This is a genomic window from Mesorhizobium sp. CU3 (assembly GCF_006442965.1).
Lineage (GTDB): Bacteria > Pseudomonadota > Alphaproteobacteria > Rhizobiales > Rhizobiaceae > Mesorhizobium.
Genome location: NZ_VFWX01000008.1, coordinates 226,934 through 242,889, shown reverse-complemented (window position 1 = coordinate 242,889; position 15,956 = coordinate 226,934). Strand labels below are relative to the sequence as shown.

Sequence of the window (15,956 nt, the reverse complement as noted above, 5' to 3'; positions counted from 1 at the left end):
TGACCGGAGAAGCACGTCGTGCCGATCGCCTACTACATCACGCATCCGCAGGTCCGCATCGATTCCGACATTCCGGTGCCGGAATGGGGACTGTCCGACATCGGCCAAGCGAGGGCCGTCGCCATGCTCGACCAGCCTTGGGTCGGCTCGATAAGGCACATCGTCTCGTCCGCTGAGCGCAAGGCGATCGAAACCGCGGAAGTCCTGGCGGGACATCTTCATCTCGACGTCGAGGTGAGACAGCGGATGCATGAGAACGATCGCTCGGCGACCGGCTTCCTGCCACCCCCGGAATTCGAAGCGGTCGCCGACCAGTTCTTCGCCAGGCCGCGGGAAAGCATCCGAGGTTGGGAACGCGCCATCGATGCGCAGGACCGGATCGTCAGCGAGGTCGAAACCGCGCTTGCGACCAATAAAGCCGACATCGCTTTCGTTGGCCATGGCGGCGTCGGAACGCTGCTGCTGCTCCATCTCAGCGAGCGGGAAATCAGCCGCGAGGCGGATCAGCCGGCGGGCGGCGGCAATTATTTTGCTTGGGATACCGGCTCGCGCCGCGTTCTTCACAAATGGCGGCCGATAGATGTCCGGCCACCAGACGGCAATTGACGTTCACCGGATCAGCAGCGCCGTCGAGAACATTCCGAAGGCGAACACCGTGTGCGCCACGAGGTTGAGCGCGCGCACCTTCGTCGGATTGGGCGTTTTGGACGCCGCCCAGCCGGCGCCCATGCCTGGCGCCAGCAGAAACCAGCCGGCGCCGACCGTGACGATGCCGAGGATGAAAGCCGGCAGGAAGGTCGGGTTGGCTAGCCAGTCCGCGCCGGCGAGCACGACCAGGATCACGCCGTAAAGGATGCCGACCAGGTAGTGAAAGACCCAGCCGAGCGCCTTCTCATGCGCATAGGGCGCGGCCTTGCCGATATCGTCGTGGAACACCCTTTGCGGCAGATGCCGGACCCAGCGTCCGACCATGCCCCAATTGGGCAAGGGTTGGCCGATCGCCTTGTTGAGGATGATCGCCCAGATATCCATGAGCACGGTGGCGCCGATGCCGATCGCCACCCCTCGCCAGAGGATGTCGAGCATCATGGCATGATCCCGAAAAGTGGGAACCGGTTTTCGGACAAGATCATGCCCCAACAAAGAATGAGATCAGGATGGCGGGTCAACGAAGCGTCATCCTTATCTAGAGCTGCTCGAGGATCTTGGCCGCGCCGCTTTCGTCGACACCCGGCTTGGTCTCGACGTTGATCGCGGTGACCTTGCCGTCGTCGACGATCATCGAAAACCGCTTCGAGCGCAGGCCCATGCCGGCGGTGGAAAGATCGTTGTCGAGGCCGACCGACTTGGCGAAATCGGCGCTGCCGTCGGCGAGGTAGAGGATCTTGCCTTCGCCGCCGGTGAAGCGCGCCCAGGCGCCCATCACATGCACGTCGTTGACCGAGACGACGGCGATCGTGTCGACGCCGCGCGCCAGGATGGCGTCATGATTTTCGAGATAACCCGGCAAATGGTTGTTGGAGCAGGTTGGCGTGAAGGCGCCGGGGACGCCGAACAGCACCACCTTCTTGCCGGCGAAAATCTCGTCTCCCGTGATCGGCTTGGCGCCGTCCGCGGTCATGATCTTGAAAGTCGCGCCGGGCAGTTTTTCGCCAACCGAAATCGTCATGGGAAGCCTCGCTGGGGGGATGGATGGGAAGGATCGATGCCTTCGATATCGGACTGAGCGGCCGCCAGCAACCTCTGAGCATCGTTCCAGAAGCGCGTCGGTCGGAATTTTCGGCCCAAGGTCGCCTGGATCAAGGGAAAGGCAAGAGCCCGTCCACCGAACCTTCCGCGCTGGTCAGCGTATAATAGAGTCCGCCATCCGTGGGCGTCGCCGCCGGCCGGTCTAGGATCGGCACGGTGAACACCAGCTTGCCGTCCTTCTCGCTGCGCACCGGCGCGCCGAACATGTAGTCGCGCTCGCCGGCGATGAAGAAGTCGACGGCTTCCGGATCGCCCGGCGACTGCGCCTGGACGACCAGCGTCTCGTGGTCGCCGGGCAGCATGCTGACGCTGAAATCCGGCCGCGACGGCTCGGGCAGCATGGCTTGCGCCGTCTTCACCACCGCCGCGTCTTCCGCATTGTCCGGGTCGGAGGCCGGGTCGACGCTGAGCCGCGTCTGCACCGGAATGCAGATCGTCTGGCAAATGCCGAGGAAGATGTTGGCGTCGATCGTCGCCGGCTGGCCGGGCGCGGCAAGCGTGAAGGTCACCGGAAGCGAGACCGGTCGGTCATAGCCCGCCCATTTGCCGTAGCCGTCGTCATGCCGCTGCGGCGGCGGGAACATCAAACGCACATCGGCGATGTTCGTGCTGCCCGATATGTCGAGCTGCGGCGGCACCCCGGCATCGCCAGGATCGCGCCAATAGGTCTTCCAGCCGGGTTTCAACGCGATGTCGAGCACGCCGTGGATCTTGCCGGATTCATCCGGTTTTCCGGCGGTCACCAGCCGCACCTTGCCGCCTTCCGAATTGTACCAGATCGAGGACGAAGCCTCCGCCGGCACACCAGTCGCCCATCCGAGAACGACGCCGAGAGCAAGGATCTTCACGTATCGCATGGCGGTGATTTGACCGTCCGTTCTTGGCCGCGCAATGTCTTCATCGTGCCGCCCGTATCATATTTGCGTGACATAGGCCAAAGGCACCATCTTTTCGGCGCTGCGGAAACGGGTTACGCTCTCATTTATGGACTTGCTGCGCAACAAGAAGGCGGCCGCCGGACGCGGCTTCCTCGACGACCAGTTCCTGATTGCCATGCCCGGCATGAAGGACGACCGCTTCGCGCGCTCCGTCATCTACATCTGCGCCCACAGCGACGAGGGCGCGATGGGCCTCATCATCAACCAGACCCAGCAGATGCTGTTTCCGGACCTGCTTGTGCAACTCGGCATCATGAACGAGCAGGAAGCGATCCGCCTGCCGGCGCATACGCGCGATTTCGTCGTGCGCAATGGCGGACCGGTCGACCGCAGCCGCGGCTTCGTGCTGCATTCCGGCGACTACCGTGTGGAATCCTCGCTCAACGTCTCCGACGACATCTGCCTGACCGCCACGGTCGACATATTGCGCGCCATCTCGACAGGGCGCGGGCCGCGCCACGCGCTGATGGCGCTCGGCTATTCCGGCTGGGGCGCCGGCCAGCTCGAAACCGAGATCGCCGAGAATGGCTGGCTGACCTGCCCGGCGACGCCCGAACTCTTGTTCGACACCGACATCGAGCGCAAATACGACCGCATCCTCGCCTCGATCGGCATCGACCTCGCGCATCTGAGCGCAGCGGCGGGGCACGCTTAAGCGCCTACGTCATCCTTCGAGGTTGGCCGAAGCCCCTCGAACTTCGTCATCCTAGGGCGGAGCAAGGAGCGTAGCGACGCGCGCAGACCCTAGGATCCATGCCGTTCCATCGACCATAGAGTGCAACGGTGCAGAATTCTGCACCGTTTTCAACGCTTTAACGTCGCGGCATGGATCCTCGGGTCAAGCCCGAGGATGACGACCGTGATGGGTGCCACGGCCAATCGCAAAGGGCTCTGTTGCTCCACCAGAACGACAGGTTGCACCAGGCATTCCTGACCTAAGCCTGCGTCAGCGGATACTGCTCCCTCAGCGTCTTCAGCACCTGATCGCCGGGCATCGGCGCGCCGAACATGAAGCTCTGCACATATTCGCAGCCCATCTGGCGCAGTTCCAGCGCGTCGCTTTCGTCGGAGATGCCTTCGGCGACCACGGACAAGCCCAGCTCATGCGCCATGTTGACCATGGATTTGAGCAGCACGGCGCGCTTCGGCGTCGCGTCGTCGACAAAACTCTTGTCGATCTTGATCGTGTCGAAGGGGAAGCGCGTCAGGTAGGATAGCGACGAATAGCCGGTACCGAAATCGTCGAGCGAGAGCCCGATGCCGAGCTGCTTGAGCTTGGTCAGCACATGCGCGGTCTGCTCGGGATTGTCCATGACCAGGGATTCGGTGAGCTCCAGCCTGAAGCAGCGCGGCTTCAGATTGGCGCGCGCGATGACCGAGCGCACGTCGCTGACCAGGTCGCGGCGGATCAACTGCCGGCTGGAAAGATTGACCGAGACCGACAGCGGCGCATCGCCGATCTGCTTTTGCCAGGTGGCGAGATCCTCGGCCGCCTGCTGCATGGCGAACAGGCCGAGTTGCACGATCAGCCCGCAATTTTCCGCCACCGGGATGAAATCGCCCGGCGGGATCATGCCGCGCCTGGGGTGGTCCCAACGCAACAGGGCCTCGAAGCCGGCGACGGTGCCGTCCTCCAGCCGCACGATCGGCTGGTAGGCCAGCGTGAACTCGCGTCGCTCGATGGCGCGGCGAAGGTCGGATTCGAATTGCAGCCGGTCGGTGCCGACGGTGCGGAAGGCCGGCCGGAACGGCTCGATGCGGTCGCCGCCGAAGCGCTTGGCCTGGTGCATGGCAAGCTCGGCGTCCTTGACCATGTCCTCTGCCGAGCTCTGCGCCGTCGTCCAGGTGATCAGGCCGATCGAGGCGGTCAGCACGATCTCGCGCTTGGCGAAGGTGATCGGATTGTTGATCGCATGCTTGATGGCATCGGCCATGGCGGCGATGCGGGCGGGGTCCTGTTCGGAGAGCAGCATCAGCGCGAACTGGTCGCCGGCAAAGCGCGACAGCGAATCCTTGGGTTTCAGGAGCCGATGCAGGCGCCGCGCGACAGTGAGCAGGATGGTATCGCCGGCCGAGATGCCGAGCCCGTCATTGACCTGCTTGAAGCGGTCGATGTCGATGATGAAGACGGTCGGACGCACCTTGTCCTCGGTGCGGGCGATCGAGATGATCGCCTCCAGCCGGTTCATGAACAATTCGCGGTTCGGCAGGCCGGTCAGGTTGTCGTGCACGGCGTCGTGCAGCAGCCTTTCCTCGGATTTTTTCTGCTCGGTGACGTCGACCATTGTGCCGACGCAGCGGATCACCTCGCCGTCGGAGCCGATCACCGGGCGGGCGCGCAGCGAGAACCAGTGATAATGGCCATCCGCGCCGCGCAGGCGGAAATTCTGCGAGACCTTGCCGCGCCGGTGTTCGAGCACCACGTCGAGCGTGGTGCGGAAGGTGTCGCGGTCGTCGGCATGCAGCACCGGCAGCCAGTTGCGGGCGGCCCCCCCCAGGCTGTTGGGCGCGAGACCAAGCTGCAGGCTGATGTCGGGCTTGGTCACCACGCGGTCGCGCAGCACGTCCCAGTCCCAGACGATGTCGCCCGAGCCGGCAACGGCCAGCGCCTGGCGCTCGAGGTCTGAGAACAGGCCCTGATGCGCCCCGCCGCCGGCAAAGGCATGCTGCATGACGGTGAAGCCGATCAAAAGGATGATCAGGATCAACCCGCCGCCCAGTGCCGGCTGCGCGATGTCGTTGTCGAGCATGCCGGTAATCGCCATCCACGACCCGCATAGCCATAGGAGCACCATCACCCAGCTCGGCACCAGCATGATGGCGCGGTCATAGCCACGGATGCCGAGGAAGATGATCAGCCCGAGGCCGGTCAGCGCGGTGGCGGCAAACGAGATGCGGGCGATGCCGGCGGCGACCGCCGGATCGACGATGGCGACGCCCGCGATCAGCAGCAGACCGAGGATCCAGACCAGCGCGCCATAGCTGAAATGGCCGTGCCAGCGGTTGAGGTTGAGATAGGCGAACAGGAAGACGACGAAGGTGCCGGCAAGCGCGACTTCCGTACCCGCCCGCCATATCTGCTCGTTGCCGGGCGATATCTCGATGACCTTGTTGAGGAAACCGAAATCGACGCAGATATAGGCCAGCACCGCCCAGGCGAGCGCTGCCGTGGCCGGGAACATCGAGGTGCCCTTGACCACGAACAGAATGGTCAAAAACAGCGCCAGAAGCCCGGCGATGCCGATGACGATGCCGCGGAACAGCGTGTAGGAATTGACCGAGTCCTTGTAGGAATCCGGCTCCCACAGATAGACCTGCGGCAGCTTCGGCGAAGCGAGCTCGGCAATGAAGGTCACCACAGTGCCGGGGTTCAGCGTCACCCGGAAGACGTCGGCGTCGGGGCTGCTCTGGCGATCGAGCGCGAAACCTTCGCTGGGCGTGATCGCCACGATGCGGGTCGAACCGAGGTCGGGCCAGAAGATGCCGGAATTCACCAGTCGGAAATGCGGCGCCACGATCAGCCGGTCGAGCTGCTGGTCTGTGGTGTTGGCTAGCGCAAAGACGGCCCAGTCCCCGCTCGAGCGCGCGTCATTGGCCTCGACCTCGATGCGCCGCACGATGCCGTCCGGGCCGGGCGCTGTCGAAACCTGGAAATTGTCGCCCTGGTTCCGGTAGATCTCGACGGCGCGCGACAGGTCGAGCGCCTTGTCGTCGCGCGCGATCTTGATCGGCTCGACGGCCAATGCCGGCACGGCAGCGGAAAAACTGATGATGACCGCCAGGATAAGGGCGAACAGCGACGCGAATCGCGAGAAATTCGTCACATTCAGCCCTTCGTTCCATCGCCCGGCGGATCGTCCGCGATCCGGGCGTAGAGGTAGTGATCCTGCCAGACGCCGTTGATCCTGAGATAGGATCGCAGCAGTCCTTCGCGCCGGAATCCGGCTTTTTCAAGCACGCGGATCGATCGGGCGTTGTCGGGAATACAGGCAGCTTCGATCCGGTGCAACCTGAGCGTATCGAAGGCGAAGCGCGACACCAGCCTGACGGCGTCGGTCATCAGGCCGCGGCCGCCGAAACGCTCGCCGATCCAGTAGCCGACATGGCCGCTTTGCGCGACGCCGTGGCGGATGTTGCCGAGCGTGATGCCGCCGGCCAGCTTGCCGCTCGATTTCTCGAAGATGAAGAAGGCGATCGCCGTGCCTTGCGCATAGTCCTCGCGGTAGCGGCTGATGCGCAGCCGCCAGGCGGTGCGGTCGAGCTCGTCCGGCTGCCAGCGCGGCTCCCAGGGTTCCAAGAAGGCGCGGCTTTCGCCCCGTACGGTGGACCACTCGCGGTAGTCGTTGGTGAAGGGCACGCGCAGTGTGACCTTGTCGCCCTTCAGCGCCGGCAGGTCGCGGCGAAAGAAAGGGAGCGCGAACACGGCTCTTAGAACTGAGGTCAGACGGCTAGCCGGCGGGCCGTCGTCTGCGGACCCGCAAGCGATTCGAGGATTGCCTCGTAGGGCGCAAGCGTGCCCACGGGGCCGACCGCGGTGAGCGTCGGCTTGGTCGAGAACAGCCGCGACGACAAATCGGTGAGCCGCTCGACGGTCAGCGCCGAAAGCCGCTCCATCAATTCCTCCTTGGCGATCGGCCGCCCGAACAAAAGCAGCTGCCGCGCGATCTGCGAGGCGCGGCTGGCCGGGCTTTCGGCCGACATGATGAGGCCCGCGCGATACTGCGCGCGCGCCCGGTCGAGCTCTTCCTGCTCGATGCTTTCGCCGGCCTTTTGCAATTCGTCGATGATCACCGGCACCAGCTTGGCGATGTCGCTCTGCCCGGTCGCGGCATGCACGCCGAAAATGCCGGTGTCGGAAAAGCCCCAGTGGAAGGCGTAGACCGAGTAGCAGAGGCCGCGCTTCTCGCGCACTTCCTGGAAAAGCCTGGAGGACATGCCGCCGCCTAAAATCATCGACAGCACCTGTGAGGCGTAGAAGTCGCGCACGTGATAGGCGCGGCCCTCGAAGCCGAGCACGATCTGCGCATCCATCAGGTCCCGATCCTCGCGGAAATCGCCACCGACATATTGCGCATATTGCGGAATGTTGCTTTCGGCCTTGGCGCGGAAGCCGCCGAGCCGTTTCTCGACCTCGCGCACGAAAGCGTCGTGTTTGACGTCCCCGGCGGCCACGACCACCATGCGGTCGGCGCTGTATTGCCGCTCGATGAAGTCGTGCAACTGCTTGGAGGTGAAGGATTTGACCGTTTCCGGCGTGCCGAGGATCGAGCGGCCGATGGTCTGGTGGCGGAAGGCGGTTTCGGTGAAGCGGTCGAAGACGATGTCGTCGGGCGTGTCGTGCGCGGCGCCGATCTCCTGCAGGATCACATGCTGCTCGCGCTCCAGCTCTTCCGGGTCGAATTCCGATTCCTGCAGGATGTCGGACAGGATATCGACGGCCAGCGGCACATCGTCCGAAAGCACCCTGGCATAGTAGGAGGTGGTCTCGACGCTGGTGGCGGCGTTGATCTCGCCGCCGACATTCTCGATTTCCGAAGCAATTTGAAAAGCGCTGCGGCGCTTGGTGCCCTTGAACGCCATGTGCTCGAGCAGATGGGCCATGCCATGCTCTTCATCGCGTTCATTGCGGGCGCCGGATTTGACCCAGGCGCCCATGGCAACCGATTCGATGCTTGGAAGGGTTTCGGTGGCGACTGTCAGGCCGTTCGACAGACGGCTTACCTCAACACCCATATGGCAAGTACTCCCTAGCGCGCCGCCCGCGTGTGGCGGTTCGCGTAATCTTCCACCATTTTCAAGTCGGAGGGAAGTATCGTGTATTTTTCGTCGGCTGTCATCAAGCCGTCGAGCCAGGCGGGAAGCGCCGGATTGACGCCGCTGGCGGCCTCGACGGCGGCCGGGAATTTCGCCGGATGCGCGGTACCGAGCACCACCATCGGCACCGCGCTGTCGGTTTGCGCTGCGGCGACATGCACGGCGGCGGCGGTGTGCGGATCAAGCAGGTAGCTGCTCTTTTCGAGCGTCGAGCGGATGGTGGCGGCGACCTCGTCGACACCGGCGCGGCCGGCATCGAACTCGGCGCGGATGCGTGCTAGCTCGCCCGCCTCGATGGTGAAGGCGCCGGATTGCTTCAGCCCGTTCATGTAGCGCCGGACCGTCGCCGCATCGCGCCCCGCCGCCTCGAACAGCAGGCGTTCGAAGTTCGACGACACCTGGATGTCCATCGACGGCGAGGTCGTCGCGAACACGCCCTTGGTGCGGTATTCGCCGCTCGAAAGCGTGCGCGCCAGGATGTCGTTGTCGTTGGTGGCGATGATCAGCCGCTCGATCGGCAATCCCATGCGCTTGGCAGCATAACCGGCGAAAATGTCACCGAAATTGCCGGTCGGCACCGTGAACGACACCGGCCGGTCCGGCGCGCCGAGCGACACGGCGGACGAGAAATAATAGACGATCTGGGCCATGATGCGGGCCCAGTTGATCGAATTGACGCCCGACAGCGAGACCCGGTCGCGAAAACCGTGGTCGTTGAACATGTCTTTCACTAGGCCCTGGCAGTCGTCGAAATTGCCTTCGATCGACAGCGCATGGACATTGGCAGCCTTGGAGGTGGTCATCTGCCGCTGCTGCACCGGCGAGACCTTGCCGTGCGGGAAGAGGATGAAGATGTCGGTGCGGTCGCGGCCGGCGAAGGCGTCGATCGCCGCGCCCCCGGTGTCGCCGGAGGTTGCGCCGACGATGGTGGCGCGCTGGCCCCGTTCGGCAAGCACATGATCCATCAGCCGGGCCAGCAATTGCATCGCCACGTCCTTGAAGGCGAGCGTCGGGCCGTGGAACAGCTCCAGCACGAAGCTGTTCTTGCCGGTCTGCACCAGCGGGCAGACGGCTTCGTGCCGGAACGTCGCATAGGCCTCGCGCACCAGCCGCTCGAAGACGGGCGCTGAAATCTCGCCGCCGAGAAACGGCGTCAAGACGCGGATCGCCAGCTCCGGATAGGCAAGGCCGCGCATGGCGCGGATGTCGGCGGCGGGGAATTGCGGCCATTCGCCGGGCACATAAAGCCCGCCATCGCGCGCCAGCCCGGCCATCACCGCGTCGGAAAATCCAAGCACGGGCGCATCCCCGCGGGTACTCACATATTGCATCGTAAAGGGCCCATTGCTGCCGTTCGCGTCATCCACGGCAATTGGTTAATTTTCCGAGCCGGCTCAGTCGCATTTTTGCCGCGCGGTTGCTATACGTCACCGGCTTTGTGAGAGGGAAGTGCAGTTTCATGGCGTTTTATTCGGTCAACCGTCGTCTTGTCGCGGGTCTGGCGCTCAGTGGCTTTATGCTTGCCGCCGCCGGCTGCCAATCCGGCGACAATGGCATACTGAACCTCGGCATCGGCAAGAAGCCCGATCCGACAGCACCGATACCGCCGCAGGACCCGAAGGTGCTGGCCAGCCAGTTGCGCGCCTACTGCCCCAAGGTGACGCTGCGCGACGGCACCGCCTTCTTCAACACCTATGCCAAGGGCGCGACCGCGAAACCCAAGAAGAAAAAGGGCGACGCCGCGGCCGAAGCCGAGGCCCAGGCAGCCGCGGCTGCCGCGCAGGCCGGGCCTAACGGCCAGCCCGTCGATCCTAATCACGATCCGTCCAAGATCATCTATCAAGCCTCGATTACCGACATGACGCGCGACTGCACGCATGCCGACGGCCAGCTGTCGATGAAGATCGCGGTTGCCGGCAAGGTCGTGCCAGGCCCGATGTTCGCCCCCGGCACCGTCACCATGCCGATCCGCATCGCCGTCCAGCATGGCAATGACGTGCTTTATTCGCAGTTGCATCAGTACCAGGTGCAGGTGACCGACCCCTCGGCCGCTACTCAGTTCGTCTTCACCGACACCAATGTCGTCGTGCCGGAGCCGACCGCGCGCGACTACCAGGCCTATGCCGGCTATGACGAGAATACGCCGGCGCCGGCCGACAAGTCGAAGGGCAAGAGGAAGAAGCGCGCTCCGGCGACGAACTGACGCCGTCTTGGCGCCTGGCTCAGGCGTCTTCAGACCACTCCGACAGCGCCGCGATCGTGCTGTTCAGTTCCGCCCAGCGGCGGATGACGGTCTCGGCGCCGGCTTCGGTCAGCGTGTCGGCGTGGCCGGGATAGCTGTGCGCGGCGCCGGTGAACCCGATGACGCGCATGCCGGCCGCCCTGGCGCCGGTGACGCCGTGCACGGAATCCTCGATGACGAATGTGTCCTTCGGTTTGGCGCCGAGCTTTTCGGCGGCATAAAGGAACACGTCCGGTGCCGGCTTGGGCTTTTTGCTCGGAATGTCGAGGCCTGAATAGATGTGGCCGGCGAAGAAGGGCAGAAGCCGCACTTTCTCCAGCATGAACTCGACCCGTTCCCTGGGGGAATTGGAACAGACGGCGCGCGGCGCGGTGACGGCGGCCACCGCCTCGCGCGCGCCGTCAATGATGCGCACGTCGGCGCGCAGCTTGCGCTCGACCAACTCTTCCGCGCGGTCGATCAGCGAAGCCTGGAACGGGATCTGCGACTTCTCCTCGATCCGCATCAATATGTCCTTGAAGGTCAGCCCGGCATAGGTCTCGGCAATCTCCTCGGCCGAGATTTCATAACCGGCCAGAGTGATCAGCTCAGCCTCGATGCGCGCGGCGATGATTTCGGAATCGACGAGCACGCCGTCGCAATCGAAAATGACAAGATCTGGCTGGGGCATAGCTATCCGGGGTCGTTTGGGGGAAGGCCTGACGGCTCAAGCGGCGCGGCATACACCAATGGGCCGGTCCGCGCAAACCGAGTAAGCTCAACGGCAAGCCTTCACCGAATGTTTACGCTGATCGGTAACCATAACAGCCAGTAAAACTGTAACGCGTTCCTTTGGGTGTTTTGATGTCTGCCATGCGTCTTGTCGACGAGCTTTCCCACGCTCCCCAGCGGGCCGAATGGCTGGACACCATCCTGAAGGGCGACTGCGTCGCCGCACTCGACCGGCTGCCGGAAAAGTCGATCGACGTCATCTTCGCCGACCCGCCCTACAATCTGCAGCTCGACGGCGATCTGCACCGGCCTGACCAGTCCAAAGTCGACGCCGTCGACAATGACTGGGATCAGTTCGAAAGTTTCGAGGCCTATGACGCCTTCACCCGCGCCTGGCTGCTCGCCGCGCGCCGCGTCCTGAAACCGAACGGCACGATCTGGGTCATCGGCTCCTACCACAACATCTTTCGCGTTGGCGCCCGCATGCAGGACCTTGGCTTCTGGATCCTCAACGACGTCGTCTGGCGCAAGACCAACCCGATGCCGAATTTCCGCGGCCGCCGCTTCCAGAACGCGCATGAGACGATGATCTGGGCCTCGCGCGACCAGAAGGCCAAGGGCTACACGTTCAACTATGAAGCGCTGAAGGCCTCGAACGACGATCTGCAGATGCGCTCCGACTGGCTGTTCCCGATCTGCACCGGCGGCGAGCGCCTGAAGGACGAGAACGGCAACAAGCTGCATCCGACGCAGAAGCCGGAAGCGCTGCTCGCCCGCATCATGATGGCCTCGACCAAGCCGGGCGATGTCGTGCTCGATCCCTTCTTCGGCTCAGGCACCACGGGCGCCGTCGCCAAGCGCCTCGGCCGCCATTTCGTCGGCATCGAGCGCGAGCAAGGCTATATCGACGCCGCCAACGAGCGCATCGCCGCCGTGCGGCCGCTGGAGGACGCCGACCTCACTGTCCTGTCAGGCAAGCGCGCCGAGCCGCGCGTCGCCTTCATCAGCCTGATCGACACCGGCCTGATGCAGCCTGGCGCCACGCTCTACGACGCCAAGAAGCGCTGGGCGGCAAAAGTGCGCGCCGACGGGACGCTGGCGATCGGCGACAGCGCCGGCTCGATCCACAAGATCGGCGCCGAGGTGCAGGGGCTGGATGCCTGCAACGGTTGGACCTTCTGGCACTATGAGCGCTCAGGTGGCCTCACCCCGATCGACGAATTGCGGCGCATCGCCCGGTTGGGGATGGAGCGGGCAGGGGCCTGAGCCGTAGACTGCCGTTGAATCAGAGCTTCAACGGATCGTCGCAAGCGATTCAGTTCAGGCCGCAATCCCGAACCGCTCAAGGTCCGCTTTAAGCGTCTTGGCATCGGTGAACAGCACGGCCTGCCAGCCGGCGGCCTTGGCGCCGTCGACATTCTTCTGGCTGTCGTCGATGAACAGCGTAGCTGACGGATCGAGGCCGAATGCCGCGACATGATGGTCGTAGATGGCGCGGTCGGGCTTGATCTGGCGGATGTCGGCCGACACAGTCACGCCGCGCGGCCGGTTGAGAAAGTCGAAACGCTGCCTCGCCTCGGCAAGCGTGTCGGCAGCGAAGTTGGTCAGCATGGTCACGTCGTGGCCGCCCTCGATAAGGCCGAGCATGATGGCGACGCTGTCTTCATAAGCGTGCGGCACCATCTCGTGCCAGTGGCGGCGGAAATTACGGATGTTTTCCGCATGGTCCGGATGCGCGGCGATCAGCAGCGCTTCCGCCTCCTGCCACGTCCGGCCACGGTCCTGCTCGATGTTCCAGTCATGCGTGCAGACATTGTCGAAGAACCATTTGCGCTCTTCGGCATCCGGGATCAGCCGGCTGAAGGCAAGGTCTGGGTCGTAGTGAATCAGCACCTTGCCGATGTCGAACACGATGTGGCGGATTTCGGTCATGCAGGCCTCTTTGCACTGTGCGGCGACGGTTTTTTCGTCGCGCCCGGTATCGCCGCTTCGATTGCCTTTTTCATGACAGTCGGCAGCGCCTCCCCGGAAATCTCGTGCGCCGGCGACCAGAAATGGCCTGCCGGCGCATCGTCCGTGATGCGGGCATGGAATATTTCCAGCTCGAGCGCGAAATGGGTGAAGACATGCCCGATCTGGCCGGTGCGTCGCCAATCGGCGGGGAAGGGCGCGGCATCCGCCGTCGTCGCGCCGTCGACCCTTGCGGTCCAGCCTGTCGTCGGCACCTCCGTCATGCCGCCGAGCAGGCCCTTCTCCGGCCGCTTGCGCAACAGGATCGCGCCGTCGTCGCGCTCGGCCACGAAGGCGGCGCCCCGTCTGAGCGGCTTGTCGTCCTTCGGCAACCGGACCGGAAAGCGTTCCGGGTCGCCCGAAAGGATGGCGCTGCAATCCTCGCGCAGCGGGCAAAGCATGCAGCGCGGCCGCTTCGGCGTGCAGATCGTCGCGCCAAGGTCCATCATCGCCTGGGCGAAGTCGCCGGGCCGCGCCTGCGGCACCAGTTTCTCGACCAGCGCGCGGATTTCAGGCTTGGCCTCGCTGAGCGGCGTTTCGATCGAATGGAGCCGGGTCATGACCCGCTCGACATTGCCGTCGACGACCGCCGCCCGCCGGTCGAAGGCGATCGCCGCGATCGCGGCGGCGGTATAGACGCCGATGCCGGGCAGTTCGCGCAGGCCGGCTTCGGTGTCTGGGAAGCGGCCGCCTCTTTGCGCCACGAGATCGGCGCAGGCCTTCAGGTTTCGCGCCCTGGAGTAGTAGCCGAGCCCGGCCCAGGCTTTCATCACGTCCTCGGCGGGCGCCGCCGCCAGTGCTTCCACTGTCGGCCATTTCTCGACGAAATTGCGAAAATAGGCTTTCACCGCTTCGACCGTCGTCTGCTGAAGCATCACTTCGGATAGCCAGACACGATAAGGATCGGCCCTTATGCCACGCGCGAACGCCCCGGGCGTCACGCGCCAAGGCAGGTCGCGGTGGTGCGCGTCGTACCAGGCGAGCAGGCGCGTCGCGGTATCGGCCTTTGGTGATGCCTTGCGGGTCTGATCGAGCGGTGCCATTGATCGGATGAACTGGGGACTGGAGAACGCACATGGCAGGGAAAAGGCCCTTCGGCAATCCCGTTCCGGTGAGCGATCTCGCGACCGAGATCCTCGATCCGGTGCTGAAGAAGCGCGCCGGCATCTCGATCGGGCTGGTACAGTCCTGGGAAGAGATCGCCGGGCCGCGCCTCGCTACCCATTCGCGCCCGGAAAAGATCCAGTGGCCGCGCCGCCTGCATGAGGACGATCCGTTCGAGCCGGCGACGCTGATCATCGCCTGCGAAGGCATGGCGGCGCTGCATCTGCAGCACGAAGCCGGCGAGGTCATCAACCGCGTCAACGCCTTTCTCGGCTTCAACGCCATCGGCCGCATCAAGATCCTGCAAAAGCCCGTGCTGTCGCAGAAGGCCCGGCCAAAGCCGTCGCCTCGCCCGCTGAGCGAGGCCGAGAAATCGAAACTCGCGCGGATGGTGGGTAAAATCGAGGATGACGGCCTGCGCGCTTCGCTGGAACGGCTCGGCGCCACAATTATGGGTGAAAAGAAGCCGAAAGGATCGTAAGAAGCGTCACGAATGCGTCACCAATCTCGCGCATTCGTGATGCTCATGGTCAGGTTTGGCGATTGGATTGGGGATCGCGATGCCTTAATTCGCGCCAACTCTCGCCTTTTCTAGTCCTTGCATTGCAAAATCAAACGAATATCAGGTGATTCGCATGAACCGTGCCCCGTTTGGCAAGACTTTGTCCCGCAGAAACGTTCTGACCACTTTGGCCGCTGTTCCTGCGGTGGCGCTGCTTGCCGCATGCAGCGACTCCGGCGAGGAGGCGAAGGCTGCCGATGTGAAGCCTGCCAATCCGTCGACGCCCGCCAAGTCCGCGGCCACGCCGGCGGCGGCTCAGGTTCCGCAATCGAGCGGCGACGTCGACATGGCCGAATTGCTCAAGCCCGGCGCGCTGCCCGAAAAGCAGCTCGGCAAGGACGACGCCAAGGTCACCATCGTCGAATATGCCTCGATGACCTGCCCGCATTGCGCGCATTTCGACATGACCACCTTCCCTGAGTTGAAGACCAAATATATCGACACCGGCAAGGCGCGTTACATCCTGCGCGAATTCCCCTTCGATCCGAGCGCCGAGGCCGGCTTCATGCTGGCGCGCTGCTCGAAGGACAATTACTTCGCCATGGTCGACGTGCTGTTCAAGCAGCAGCCGAGCTGGGTCGGCGTCAGCAACACCAAGGAAGCGCTGCTGCAGATCTCCAAGCTGGCCGGTTTTACACAGGAGTCCTTTGAGTCCTGCTTGACGGACCAGAAGCTTCTGGACGATGTGAGAGCAGTCCAGAAACGCGGAGCGGACGAGTTCAAGGTCGACTCGACGCCGACCTTCTTCATCAACGGTAAGACCTATAAAGGGGCGATGTCGATTGAGGAAATGTCGGCGATCATCGACCCTCTGCTCTGACATCCA

16 protein-coding genes are annotated in these 15,956 nt (G+C 63.9%); 6 read left to right on the top strand and 10 right to left on the bottom strand.

What is annotated here, in order from left to right:
- The first annotated feature begins 18 nt into the window (after positions 1–18).
- Positions 19–606, top strand: coding sequence for a histidine phosphatase family protein (locus FJ988_RS14835; RefSeq protein ID WP_140818883.1), 588 nt, complete (start codon positions 19–21; stop codon positions 604–606).
- A gap of 3 nt (positions 607–609) precedes the next feature.
- Here the strand turns inward: FJ988_RS14835 and FJ988_RS14830 are convergent, their stop codons facing one another.
- The 3 genes from FJ988_RS14830 to FJ988_RS14820 form a co-directional block, all read right to left on the bottom strand.
- On the bottom strand, positions 610–1,086 hold the full coding sequence (locus FJ988_RS14830; RefSeq protein WP_140818989.1) for a DUF2938 domain-containing protein: 477 nt from the start codon (positions 1,084–1,086) through the stop codon (positions 610–612).
- 100 nt (positions 1,087–1,186) lie between these two features.
- Positions 1,187–1,669 carry a peroxiredoxin gene (locus FJ988_RS14825; protein ID WP_140818881.1) on the bottom strand — a complete coding sequence of 161 codons (483 nt, stop codon included), beginning with the start codon at positions 1,667–1,669 and terminating at the stop codon, positions 1,187–1,189.
- A gap of 130 nt (positions 1,670–1,799) precedes the next feature.
- The gene (locus FJ988_RS14820) at positions 1,800–2,606 is read right to left on the bottom strand and encodes a protein-disulfide reductase DsbD domain-containing protein (RefSeq protein ID WP_140818879.1); all 807 of its coding nucleotides are present in this window, start codon (positions 2,604–2,606) and stop codon (positions 1,800–1,802) included.
- Positions 2,607–2,733: 127 nt separating this feature from the next.
- Between FJ988_RS14820 and FJ988_RS14815 the strand changes: the two genes are divergently transcribed.
- A complete protein-coding gene (locus tag FJ988_RS14815) occupies positions 2,734–3,342 on the top strand; it encodes a YqgE/AlgH family protein (protein WP_140818877.1) in 609 nt (202 codons plus the stop codon).
- A 280-nt stretch (positions 3,343–3,622) separates the two neighbouring features.
- On the opposite strand, the gene FJ988_RS14810 is transcribed toward FJ988_RS14815, so the two are convergent.
- The 4 genes from FJ988_RS14810 to thrC are packed head-to-tail and all read right to left on the bottom strand — an operon-like array spanning position 3,623 to position 9,832.
- Entirely contained in the window at positions 3,623–6,511 is a 2,889-nt protein-coding gene (locus tag FJ988_RS14810) for an EAL domain-containing protein (protein WP_140818875.1), read from the bottom strand.
- 2 nt (positions 6,512–6,513) lie between these two features.
- Entirely contained in the window at positions 6,514–7,110 is a 597-nt protein-coding gene (locus tag FJ988_RS14805; RefSeq protein ID WP_140818873.1) for a GNAT family N-acetyltransferase, read from the bottom strand.
- A 17-nt stretch (positions 7,111–7,127) separates the two neighbouring features.
- Positions 7,128–8,420, bottom strand: coding sequence for a pitrilysin family protein (locus FJ988_RS14800; RefSeq protein WP_140818871.1), 1,293 nt, complete (start codon positions 8,418–8,420; stop codon positions 7,128–7,130).
- Between the two features lie 14 nt (positions 8,421–8,434).
- The gene (gene thrC, locus FJ988_RS14795; protein WP_140818869.1) at positions 8,435–9,832 is read right to left on the bottom strand and encodes a threonine synthase; all 1,398 of its coding nucleotides are present in this window, start codon (positions 9,830–9,832) and stop codon (positions 8,435–8,437) included.
- 128 nt (positions 9,833–9,960) lie between these two features.
- Here thrC and FJ988_RS14790 point away from each other — a divergent pair, with 128 nt between their 5' ends.
- Positions 9,961–10,704 (top strand): hypothetical protein, encoded by a 744-nt coding sequence (locus FJ988_RS14790; protein WP_140818867.1) that lies wholly within the window; start codon positions 9,961–9,963, stop codon positions 10,702–10,704.
- A 19-nt stretch (positions 10,705–10,723) separates the two neighbouring features.
- On the opposite strand, the gene FJ988_RS14785 is transcribed toward FJ988_RS14790, so the two are convergent.
- On the bottom strand, positions 10,724–11,413 hold the full coding sequence (locus FJ988_RS14785; RefSeq protein WP_140818865.1) for an HAD family phosphatase: 690 nt from the start codon (positions 11,411–11,413) through the stop codon (positions 10,724–10,726).
- Between the two features lie 173 nt (positions 11,414–11,586).
- Here FJ988_RS14785 and FJ988_RS14780 point away from each other — a divergent pair, with 173 nt between their 5' ends.
- Positions 11,587–12,720 (top strand): site-specific DNA-methyltransferase, encoded by a 1,134-nt coding sequence (locus FJ988_RS14780; protein ID WP_140818863.1) that lies wholly within the window; start codon positions 11,587–11,589, stop codon positions 12,718–12,720.
- Positions 12,721–12,774: 54 nt separating this feature from the next.
- Here FJ988_RS14780 and FJ988_RS14775 read toward each other — a convergent pair whose 3' ends face one another.
- Both FJ988_RS14775 and mutY read right to left on the bottom strand, forming a co-directional pair.
- A complete protein-coding gene (locus FJ988_RS14775; protein WP_140818861.1) occupies positions 12,775–13,386 on the bottom strand; it encodes an HAD family phosphatase in 612 nt (203 codons plus the stop codon).
- Positions 13,383–14,507, bottom strand: coding sequence for an A/G-specific adenine glycosylase (gene mutY, locus FJ988_RS14770; protein WP_140818859.1), 1,125 nt, complete (start codon positions 14,505–14,507; stop codon positions 13,383–13,385). Before mutY ends, FJ988_RS14775 begins: the two co-directional genes overlap by 4 nt.
- Positions 14,508–14,539: 32 nt before the next feature.
- On the opposite strand from mutY, the gene FJ988_RS14765 reads away from it, so the two are divergent.
- On the top strand, positions 14,540–15,049 hold the full coding sequence (locus tag FJ988_RS14765) for a DUF721 domain-containing protein (RefSeq protein WP_140818857.1): 510 nt from the start codon (positions 14,540–14,542) through the stop codon (positions 15,047–15,049).
- A 154-nt stretch (positions 15,050–15,203) separates the two neighbouring features.
- Positions 15,204–15,950: a DsbA family protein gene (locus FJ988_RS14760; protein ID WP_140818855.1), complete on the top strand. Its 747-nt coding sequence runs from the start codon at positions 15,204–15,206 to the stop codon at positions 15,948–15,950.
- The last annotated feature ends 6 nt before the right edge of the window (positions 15,951–15,956 follow it).